This window comes from Azospirillum sp. VT-I1 (assembly GCF_055698305.1).
In genome coordinates, this window is sequence record NZ_CP168805.1 from 619,921 (window position 1) to 630,350 (window position 10,430).

Here is a 10,430-nt window from a genome sequence, read left to right on the forward strand (position 1 = left end):
TGACCCGGCCGCCCGGGGGGCGTCCGGTCACGGCGTCGCGGTGCCGGCGCTGGCCGCGCTGGCGGGTGCGGCGACGCTGCTCCTGCCCGTGCTTGATCCGCTGGGTGCCGCTCCCCCTGGGCGCTTCCCCTGGTCGCCGCCGGCACCGGTGCGGCGGCCGGGCTGGCGCTTTATTGTGCCTGGGCGGCGCGGCGCCGGCCGCCACAACCGCAGCCGCAGGCCACCCCCGCGGCGCCGGCCGGACAGGCGGAGGAAGAGGCCAGGCGTGTCGCGGATGCCGTGCGGATCGCCGCGCTGGAGGAGGCGCTGCGTGAGGCGGAGCACCGGATGTCCGACCGCCTGCGCGCCCAGCAGATCGCGGCGATGGACGCCCGTGCGGAACTGGCCTGCGCCATCGTCCACGACGTCAACAACGCGCTGGGCACGGTGGCCGGCTATGCGGATTTCCTCGCCGCCGATCTGCCTGCCGGTTCGCCGCAGGCCGATTATGCCGAGAGGCTTCTGCTGGCCGTCGACCGCGCCCGGCCGGGATTCCGCCGTCTGGTGATGGCGGCGCGGATGGAGCCGGCCTCCGTCGTCCAGGAGCGGGCGACCTGCGTGCTGGACGAGGCCGCAAGCCTTCTGCGCGCGGCGTCGGCGGTCCCGGCCAGTCTGGCGGTCCGGTACGACGCGGCCACGCCGGATCCCCTGTGCGACGCCGGGCTGGTGGCCCGGACGCTCGCCGGACTGGCGGCGGAGATCGTTCTGGTGACCGACGGCGGCGTCGATCTGCGCTTCTCCCTGCGCGCCGGCCCCTCCGGCGTTCCTCGCGGCGGCGGAGACCCTGACGGGGACGCCGCCGGCGCCGGCTGGCATGTGCAGCGGCTGCTGCAGCCGCGCGAGGGGGTGCATGCCCTGTTCGAGCTGCGCGTCAACGGCGCGCCGCTGGCCGACGACCTGCTGTTCGCCCTGGTCGATCCGCTGCTGTCCGTCCGCAAGCGCTACCGGCAAGGCCAGCCGCCGCGGGAGGATGCGGACTGGCCGACGGCCCTTTCGACCGCGCGGCGCCATGACGGCGGCCTCAGCCTGCTGACCCACCCTGTCGAAGGCACCGCCGTCCGGCTCTACATCCCCGCCGTTCCGGCCGGCCGGCCGGCGCCCGTCCCCGCCGCCCTTCCGAACCCGGTGCCGCAGCGCAAGGTCCCGGTGCTGCAGGTTCTGGTCGTCGAGGCCGACCCGGCGTCGGGCGACCGGTTCCAGACCGGCCTGGAACAGCAGGGCTTCGAGGTCTCGGTCTGCGACGACCTGCGCGATGCGCTGGACGTCGTCGCCGACGAGCCCGGCTTCTTCGACGCGGTTGTGATCGGTCCGGGCCTGAGCGCGCTGCCCGCCGGCACAGCGCTGGCCGGCCGGCTCAAGGAATTGCGCGGCGACCTGCCCTGCGTGCTTTACGGCGCGGAGGCCGCATGCGACCCGGCCGGGCCTGCCGACCTCGTGCTGCCGACGCCGGTGGACCTGCCGCGGCTGGCGCGCGGGGTGGCGGCGCTCGCCGCGGGCGGGGCGGGCGGGCGCCACGCCGGCGGAGCGCAGGGCTGATGGGGGAGCGTCTTCAGGAGCACGGCTTCATCCCCGCCGTCTGGGCGGCGACGCTGGTGATCGCCGCCGGGCTATGGGCGGCGGCCTTCACGCTCGCCCGCTACGACGATGCGGATGCGATGGAGCGGGCCAGGCGCGACGGCGGCAACCTTGCCCGCGTCGTCGCCGAACAGGCGACCCGCACCATCGCCGAGGCCGACCAGATCCTCCTGTTCATGATCGACGATTTCCGCGAGCATGGCGACGTTTGGGGCCACGGCGCGGCGCGGATGCTGCGGCAGGCGGTGGACCGGTCGGGCATCCTGATCCAGCTGGCGATCATCGACGAACGCGGCGACCTCACCCACACCAGCGTCGAGGACGCGCCCGCCCGCGTCCATCTGGCCGACCGCGAGCATTTCCGCGTCCATGTCAACAACCCCAATGCCGGCCTGTTCATCGGAAAGCCGGTGTTCGGCCGGGCGTCCGGCAAATGGTCGATCCAGCTGACGAGGCGCATCGACCGCAGGGACGGCAGCTTTGCCGGCGTGCTGGTCGCTTCGATGGATCCCTTCTATTTCAGCCGCTCGCTGGAGGAGCTGGACGTCGGCCCCAACGGCGCCGTGGCGATCATCGGCACCGACGGCATCCTGCGCGCCCGCTCGCTGATGAACGACCGCATCATCGGCCGCGATCTCAACGATTCGCCGACGCTCGTCATGGCGCGGCGGCAGCCCACCGGCTTCGTGCGCACCGCCAGCGCCGTCGACGGCATTCTGCGCCTGCAATCCTACCGTACCCTGTCCACCTATCCGCTGATCGTCACCGCCGCCTTCGACGAGGCGTCCTTCATGGCCGACACCCGGCGGCGGCAGCGGATCTACCTGCTGGGGGCGGCGGCCTGCAGCTTCGGCCTGTTCGGGCTGGCGCTGCTGGCGACGCGGCAGACGGCCCGGCTCGCCGCCGTGGCCCGTCGCCTCGCCCAGAGCGAGGAGCGGTTCCGCGACCAGGCGGAGACGGCCTCCGACTGGTACTGGGAGATGGATGCGGACCTGCGCTTCTCCAGCCTGGCCGGCCCGCTGGTTCCGCACATCGCCGACGGTTCCCTGCCGATCGGCCTGCGGCGGGAGGACATCGCGATCCGCGAGCCCGGCGACGGCGCCAAATGGGAGGAGCATCGCCGCGCCATGGAGCGGCGGGAACCATTCCGCAACTTCCGCTACCGGGTGATGACGGCCGCCGGGCCGCGCTATTTCAGCGTCAGCGGCCGGCCGATCTTCGACCGCAGCGGGGGATTCCGCGGCTATCGCGGCTCCGCCACCGACATCACCGAGCGGGAGACGGCCGCCAACCGGCTGGCCTCCAGCGAGGCGCGCTACCGCGCCATGTTCGAGGCGGTCGGCCAGCCGATCGTCACCATCGACGAACACGGCACCGTCGACGCCTTCAACCGGGCGGCGGAGCGGCTGTTCGGCTACCGGGCGGCGGAGGTGCTGGGCGGTCCGATGACCCGGCTGATGCCGGCCGCCGTCGGCGCGGTCCATGACGGGCTGCTGGCCACCTACCGCGATGGCGCCGCCGACACCCCGCGGTCGGAGGTGCGCGAACTGACCGGACGGCGCAAGGACGGCAGCGAGTTCCCGCTGGAGGCGTCGCTGGCCGGCTGGCGCGAAGGCGACCGCCGCTATGTCACCGGCGCGCTCCGCGACGTCACCGCCCAGCGCGAGATCGAGGCCAGCCTGCGCCGCGCCAAGGAGGCCGCCGATCAGGCCAACCGCGCCAAGGGCGAGTTCCTGGCCACCATGAGCCACGAGATCCGCACGCCGATGAACGGCGTCCTGGGCGCGCTCGCCCTGGTGGACGGCCCCAACCTGGACGAGGAGCAGCGCCAGCTGCTGGACGTCGCCAACCGGTCGGGCAAGGCGCTGCTGCAGATCATCGACGACATCCTCGACCTGTCCAAGCTGGAAGCCGGCAAGGCGGAGGTCGAGCCGGTGGATTTCGAACTGCGCGCGGTGATGCGCGACTGCCTCGACCTGCTGGAGCCAACGGCCGGCGGGCGCGGCCTGATCCTGACGCGGGAGGTGGCCCCGGCGGTGCCGGAGCGCGTGCGTGCCGACCTGCGGCGCATCCGGCAGGTGCTGGTGAATCTGGTCGGCAACGCGCTGAAGTTCACCCACCGCGGCGGCGTCGCCGTGCGGGTCGGGCTGGAGGGGGAGGCGGAGCCGGGCCGCCCCTTCTACCTGCGCTTCGAGGTGGCCGACACCGGCATCGGCATTCCGGAGGACGTGCAGCCGACCCTGTTCCGCCGCTTCACCCAGGGCGACAGCTCCACCACCCGGCGCTTCGGCGGAACCGGGCTGGGGCTGGCGATCAGCCGCGAGCTGGTGACGCTGATGGGCGGACGGATCGGCGTCGCCAGCGCCGAGGGCAAGGGCAGCATCTTCTGGTTCACCGTGCGCTGCGAACCCGCCGCCGACCCGTGCGACGGCGTCCCGACCGCGCCCTGCGCCCCCGAACCGGCGCCGCCGGTCCACCGGTGGGCGGAGGAGGACGAGGGCGGCCTGCGCGTGCTGGTCGCCGAGGACAACGAGATCAACCGCGACATCGTCGTCACCATGCTGCGCCGTGCCGGCCACCGGGTGACCGCGGTGGAGGACGGGCTGCAGGCCGTCCGGCTGGTGGAGGAGGGCGGCTTCGACCTTGTGCTGATGGACGTGCAGATGCCGGTGATGGACGGCGTCACCGCCACCCGCCATATCCGCGCCATGCCGGGCCCGGCGTCCCGCCTGCCCATCGTCGCGCTGACCGGCAACGTCATGCCCGGCCACCGTGCGGAGTATCTCGCCGCCGGCATGACCGCCTACCTGACCAAGCCAATCGTGTCGGCCGATCTGTTCGCGGTCCTGGGCGGCGTGACGGCCTCCCGGACGGAGCCGGCCGCGGCCGGTCCGTCGCCGCCTGCCCAGTGGGCAGGGGCGGGGGCGGGGGCGAAGGCAGGGGTGGGGGCGTCCGTGCCGGCCGGTTCGGCGCCGGCCGCTGCGGATGACGGGCTGTGGCGGAGCGCGCCGCTTCTCGACGCCGGGCAGGCGGAGTCCCTGCGCGCGGTGATCGGCGAGGATGCCTGGACGAGGACGGTGGCCGCCTTCCGCCGGACGGTGGACGACAGCGTCGCCGCGATCCGCGACGCCGGCCGGCCGGGCGGGGCGGAGGACGCGCCCGGCACCCCCACGGTCCATCTCCCCCGCATCGCCCACACGCTGAAGGGGACGGCGGCCAACATCGGCGCCGTGCGCCTGAGCCGTCTGGCCTCGCTGATGGAACAGCGGCTGCAGGCGTCCGGCACCCACCTGCCCGGCGACCCGCTGTGCGAGGCGCTGGAGGAGACCGCCGCCGCCACCAAGGAGGCGCTGTCGCAGCGTCTGCAGCCTGCGGAAAGTGCCGAAACCCGGGGCGAGATGGTCTGACGCAATGGAAGAGATTGCGGCCTGATTTTTTATTTCCGCAAATGAAAATGAAATAACTTGGAGAAGGCGAAGTCGATCAGACGGAAGTATCAGCTATTTCAAACTGTTTGCCGTGACGAAGGTGGTGAAACAGTTTAGAGTATCCGGGCGTCCAAGGGCGTAAATCGTTTGTATTCTTAACGTTCGAAATGCCGGATCATGGTTTCTTCCGCCAACATTCTCCACATCATCTCCATCCGGGCGAAGGTGGTGGCCGTCGCGGTGTTCGTGTTCGCCGCGGTCGGCCTGTCCTCGGTCCTGACCATGCGCGACATGGGGCGGCAGACCGAGCATCTGTCCGAGGTCCAGCGCGAGACCGGCGACGTGGTCGGTCGGGTCATCCCCCTCGTGGCGCTGGTGGCTGAGATCCGGTACGACGTGGTGCAGACCCAGCAATGGCTGACCGACCTGTCGGCCACGCGCGGCCTGGACGGCCTGGACGACGGCGGGGCGAAAGCGGCCGACTTCGCCCGCCGCTTCGAGGAGCACACCGCAAAGGCAACCGATCTGGCGCGCGAGCTGAAGCTTCCGCAGGTGGTCGCGGAGATCGAGAAGACCCGCAGCGCCTTCGGGCCCTTCTACGAGATGGGCCAACGCATGGCGAAGGCCTATGTCGACGGCGGGCCGGCGGCCGGCAATCCGATGATGGGACAATTCGACAGCGTCGCCGAGACGATGGGCGTCAGCCTGGAGGCGCTGGGCGCCAGCGTGGTCGCCGTCAGTTCCGGCCGGCTGACGGAGCTGACCGCCGGCATCGAGGAGGTGCGGGCGACGGCGGACGGGCTGCGCCTGACTCTGATCGGGGCCGGGCTGACCATCCTGCTGATGGCGTCCGCCTGCGTGGTGTTCCTGGAGGCGGCGATGATCCGGCCCATGGAGCGGCTGCGGCGCAGCATGGTGGCGCTCGCCGGCGGCACGCTGGACGTGGAGATCGGGCTGACCGACCGCCGCGACGAGATCGGCCACATGGCCGACACCGTGCGCGTCTTCCAGCAGGGGGCGCAGGAGAATGCCCGGCTGCGCGCGGAGCAGGAGGAGACCCGCCGCCGCGGCGAGGATGAGCGGCGCCAAGCGCTGGAGGCCATGGCGGAGAAGGTGGAGCAGGAGACCCGCGTCGCCGTCGACCATGTGGCGGAGCGCACCACCCGCATGAGCGCGAATGCCGGAGCAATGACCGAGTCGGCGGTGCAGGTCAGCGACAACGCCCAGTCCGTCGCGGCCGCCGCCCAGCAGGCGCTGAGCAATGCCGAAGCCGTCGCTGCCGCGACGGAGGAGCTGTCGGCCGCCATTGCCGACATCGGGCAGCAGGTGTCAAGCGCCACCCAGGTCGCCGGCCGGGCGGTGGACCGCGCCGGTCTCGCCCGCTCAACCATCCAGCGGCTGTCGGTGTCGGTGGAGCGCATCGGCGCCGTCGCCCGGCTGATCGGCGACATCGCCAGCCAGACCAACCTTCTGGCGCTGAACGCCACCATTGAGGCGGCGCGCGCCGGCGATGCCGGGCGCGGTTTCGCCGTCGTCGCCAACGAGGTGAAGAACCTCGCCAGCCAGACCGCGCGCTCCACCGAGGAGATCGGCTCGCTGATCGCGGAGGTGGAGGCGGTGACGGCGTCGGCCGTCGGTGCCGTCGGCGAGGTGTCGGAGACCATCGACGAGGTCGCCGGCATTTCCTCCACCATCGCCGCGGCGGTGGAGGAACAGGCGGCAGCGACCCACGAGATCGCCCGTTCCGTCGGTCAGACCAGCGAGGCGGCGAAGGAGGTGTCGCTGCGCATCGGCCGGGTCTCCACCGAGGCGGAGTCCACCCAGAACCGCGCCGGCGAGGTGCGGACCGTGGCCGTCGACGTGGCCGGCGGTATCGACGCCCTGCGCAACGTGCTGATCCGTGTCGTCCGCACCGCCACCACCGACGTGGACCGCCGCCAGCGGCCGCGCTTCGCCGTGTCGGTGGGCTGCGCGGTCGAGAGTGCCGGCGCGGCGCCGGTCCGCGCCACCGTCGCCAACCTGTCTTGCGGCGGCGCCATGCTGACCGGCGCTCCCGACCGGCCGGCGGGCGCGCCGCTGCTCCTGCGCATCGACGGCGTCGCCCGGCCGGTTCCCGCCCGCATCAAGTCGAGCGAGCATGGCCGCCTGCATGTGAAGTTCGAGCTGCCGGACGCCGACCAAGGTGTCTTCGACCGCGAGGTCGAACGGCTGACCCGCGGGCTGACGCCGCTGGCCGCGGTGGCGTGACGATCCGGCGCTGCCCCTCCGGGTCTTCCGTGTGTTTGACGGTTCAGGCGGGTTCGCTTGAACCGGTCACACTCTAAAGCCCGATGAAGGGCTGCATCAGCCGGCCCATCAGCCCGGTGAAGCGCAGCGGCGCGTCGGTGGCGATCAGGCAGATGCAGTCGCGGTTGCTGTCGGCGATGGGCTGGTGGTCGGTATCGCCGTCCGCTTCGGCCAGATCGCCCGGGCCGTAACGGCCGAGTTCATCGGCGAAATGGCCGCTCAGCACCACGGTCAGCTCCAGCCCGCCATGGCTGTGATGGGGCAGGGCGGTGCCGGGGGCGATGCGCAGAAGCTGGGCGGCGCCGCCCGAGGCGCTGCGCGGCATCAGCTCCACCCGGCGGACGCCGGGGGCCAGCCGCTGCCACGACAGCCCCTCCAGTCCGCTCGTTCCCGGCACATAGGCCCGCAGCGGCGCCGGAAGCACCGGGCCGCATCCGGGACCAGGGCCGACCGGCCGGCGCCCGCCCCATGGGAGACCGGTCCGCCCGGCCTTGCAGGGATTGGTGGGGGCTTCCTCCAGATCCAACCGGGCCAGCGTGGCGGACAGCGACAGGGTGTCGAGCGGGGCGGGCGGCAAATCCTCCAGCAAGGCGCCGCCGAGTGCCTCCACCTCCGCCAGGGCGGCACGGCAGTCGGGGCAGTGGGCGAGATGGACGGCGACGGCCAGCGACAGCCCTTCCGCGAGGCTGCCGGCGCCATAGGCCACCAGCAGGGCGTCGCTGGGGTGGTGGTTCGGCAGGAAGGCCTGGGCGGCGGTGGGTTGGCGGGCGGTCATCGGTCGTCGTCTCCCAGCGCCTTGCGGATCTTGACCATGGCCAGACGCAGGCGCGATTTCACTGTGCCCAGCGGCACGTCCAGCCGTTCGGCGATGGCCGGGTGGGCGAGGTCGGCGAAAAAGGACAGCTGCACCACCTCCGCCTGTTCCGGCGTCAGCGAGGCCAGCGCGCCGCGCAGGCGGCGAGCGCGGCGGTCGCCGTCCAGCAGTTCGTCGGCCCGCGGGCGGTCGTCCTCATGCTCCAGCAACTCGTCGTCCGACACCTCCGGATGGCGTTCGCGGCGCAGTGCGTCGATGCGCAGGTTTCGCGCGATGGTGAAGACCCAGGTCGCCGCCTCTGCCTTCGCCGGGTCGTAGAGCGCGGCCTTGCGCCACACCGACAGCATGGTGTCCTGAGCCAGATCCTCCGCCCGCTGGGCCGGCATCCCCAGCTTCAGCATGTAGGCCTTCACCCGTGGGGCGAAGTGGCCGAACAGCCGGGCGAAGGCCGCCCGGTCGCCGGAAGCCACCGCCACCAGATCGGCTGACAGCCCGGCCGCCACCGCATCCTCCGCCGACCGGATGGGCGGAGATCGGGCGGGCAATGGCCGGGATGGCCCGGTCCTGCTCTGGTCCGGGCCGGTGGCATGCGACAGCAGTGAGGCCAGCGGTGCGATCATGGCCAGGATACGCCGACGCTGCCGCTTCGGATCACCGCCCGCAGCTCATTTATCGGGGCATATTTCGTCCACTCGACCGGCGCGCCGAAAGCGCGAGCGTGGCATGATCCAACCGCGGCCGACCGCCGTATCTGGATCACCTGCGCCGGGCCTACCCATTTCGGATAGGGCCCGGTCCCGATCACGCCCAAGACCCCGAAGAGGGCCGACCGCCATGCCGCTTTCCGAACCTGCCCTTCCGCCATCGGGCCCGCTCGACATCGCCGTGATCGGCGCCGGCATCGCCGGGCTGTCGGCGGCGTGGCTGCTGTCGAAGGGACACCGGGTCACGCTGTATGAGAAGGAGGACCGGCCGGGCGGCCATGCCAACACGGTGGAAGCCGACGGCGCCGGGCCGGTCGATACCGGATTCATCGTCTACAACGAGCCCTGCTATCCCAATCTGGTGGCGCTGTTCGACCGGCTGGGCGTGCGGACCCGCGCCACGGACATGAGCTTCGCCGCCTCGCTCGACGGCGGGCGGGTGGAATATGCCGGCAGCTCGCTGGGCACGCTGTTCGCGCAGAAGAGTAACCTGCTGCGCCCGCGCTTCTGGCGGATGCTGGCCGACCTGCTGCGCTTCTACCGCGAGGCGCCTGGGCTGCTGGCGGAATTGTCGGAGGGGCCGGCGGCGGAGACGCTGACGCTGGGCCAGTTCCTGGACCGCGGCGGCTATTCCGACGCCTTCGTCCGCGACCATCTGCTGCCGATGGCCGCCGCCATCTGGTCCAGCCCGGCCGCCTCGATGCGCGACCATCCGGCCGCAGCCTTCGTCCGCTTCTGCGAGAACCACGGCCTGCTGAAGATCAAGGGCCGCCCGGTCTGGCGCACGGTGGAGGGCGGGAGCCGCAGCTATGTCGAGAGCATGCTGGCGGACATGCCCGGCGCGCTGCGCCTGAACTGCGCGGTGGAGGGCATCGCCCGCGAGGAGGGGCGCGTCCTGGTGCGCGACCGCCGCGGCGCCGTCCGCGCCCACGACCATGTGGTGATCGCCACCCACGCCGATCAGGCGCTCTCCCTGCTGGAGGATGCCGGCGAGGAGGAGCGCCGGCTGCTGGGCGCCTTCGGCTACGAGCGCAACCTCGCCATCCTGCACACCGACGCCGCCCTGATGCCGAGGCGCCGGGCGGTGTGGTCGAGCTGGAACTATCTCAGCCGGCAGGGGGACGGCAGAAAGGATGGCGCCGATGGTGAAGATGCCGTCTGCGTCACCTACTGGATGAACCGGCTGCAGGGCTTCCTGCCGCGGGACCGCGACCTGTTCGTCACGCTGAACCCGTCCCGTCCACCGCGCGAGGGCAGCATCCTGCGCAGCGTCCTTTACGACCACCCCATCTTCGGGATGGAGGCGCTCGCGGCGCAGAAGCGGCTGTGGACCCTGCAGGGACAGCGGCGGACCTGGTTCGCCGGCTCCTATTTCGGCGCCGGATTCCACGAGGACGGCGCGCAGGCCGGGCTGGCGGTGGCGGAGGCGCTGGGCGGCCTGCGCCGGCCCTGGACCGTGGCGAACGAGTCCGGCCGCATCCATCTCGGCCCTTCGCCCGTCCCGGTCCCCTCCCGTCTGGAGGCCGTGTGATGGAGCGGTATCGGGAGGGCGGCGGCGGCCTCTATGTCGGCACGGTGATGCAC

At 72.1% G+C, this 10,430-nt stretch carries 6 protein-coding genes; 4 read left to right on the forward strand and 2 right to left on the reverse strand.

Annotated features, from left to right (window positions below):
* The first annotated feature begins 279 nt into the window (after positions 1-279).
* From AB8P05_RS28540 to AB8P05_RS28550, 3 genes are all read left to right on the forward strand, one after another.
* Complete coding sequence (locus AB8P05_RS28540; RefSeq protein ID WP_472761412.1) at positions 280-1,575, forward strand: hypothetical protein; 1,296 nt, start codon at positions 280-282, stop codon at positions 1,573-1,575.
* A complete protein-coding gene (locus AB8P05_RS28545; protein ID WP_472761413.1) occupies positions 1,575-5,021 on the forward strand; it encodes a PAS domain S-box protein in 3,447 nt (1,148 codons plus the stop codon). The genes AB8P05_RS28540 and AB8P05_RS28545 overlap by 1 nt, the downstream gene beginning before the upstream one ends.
* Positions 5,022-5,219: 198 nt before the next feature.
* Positions 5,220-7,289, forward strand: a complete 2,070-nt coding sequence (locus AB8P05_RS28550) for a methyl-accepting chemotaxis protein (protein ID WP_472761414.1) — start codon at positions 5,220-5,222, stop codon at positions 7,287-7,289.
* Positions 7,290-7,362: 73 nt separating this feature from the next.
* On the opposite strand, the gene AB8P05_RS28555 is transcribed toward AB8P05_RS28550, so the two are convergent.
* Together AB8P05_RS28555 and AB8P05_RS28560 are read right to left on the reverse strand one after the other, a co-directional pair.
* On the reverse strand, positions 7,363-8,103 hold the full coding sequence (locus tag AB8P05_RS28555) for a ChrR family anti-sigma-E factor (protein WP_472761415.1): 741 nt from the start codon (positions 8,101-8,103) through the stop codon (positions 7,363-7,365).
* Complete coding sequence (locus tag AB8P05_RS28560; protein WP_455175289.1) at positions 8,100-8,762, reverse strand: sigma-70 family RNA polymerase sigma factor; 663 nt, start codon at positions 8,760-8,762, stop codon at positions 8,100-8,102. The genes AB8P05_RS28555 and AB8P05_RS28560 overlap by 4 nt, the downstream gene beginning before the upstream one ends.
* A gap of 214 nt (positions 8,763-8,976) precedes the next feature.
* Here AB8P05_RS28560 and AB8P05_RS28565 point away from each other — a divergent pair, with 214 nt between their 5' ends.
* Entirely contained in the window at positions 8,977-10,377 is a 1,401-nt protein-coding gene (locus AB8P05_RS28565; protein WP_472761416.1) for an NAD(P)/FAD-dependent oxidoreductase, read from the forward strand.
* Positions 10,378-10,430: the final 53 nt, after the last annotated feature.

Bases quoted from the DNA above. Each gene is read 5' to 3' on its own strand.
- AB8P05_RS28545 (WP_472761413.1), top strand. From the start codon at position 1,575: ATGGGGGAGCGTCTTCAGGAGCACGGCTTCATCCCCGCCGTCTGGGCG.
- AB8P05_RS28565 (WP_472761416.1), top strand. From the start codon at position 8,977: ATGCCGCTTTCCGAACCTGCCCTTCCGCCATCGGGCCCGCTCGACATC.
- AB8P05_RS28550 (WP_472761414.1), top strand. From the start codon at position 5,220: ATGGTTTCTTCCGCCAACATTCTCCACATCATCTCCATCCGGGCGAAG.
- AB8P05_RS28560 (WP_455175289.1), bottom strand. From the start codon at position 8,762: ATGATCGCACCGCTGGCCTCACTGCTGTCGCATGCCACCGGCCCGGAC.
- AB8P05_RS28555 (WP_472761415.1), bottom strand. From the start codon at position 8,103: ATGACCGCCCGCCAACCCACCGCCGCCCAGGCCTTCCTGCCGAACCAC.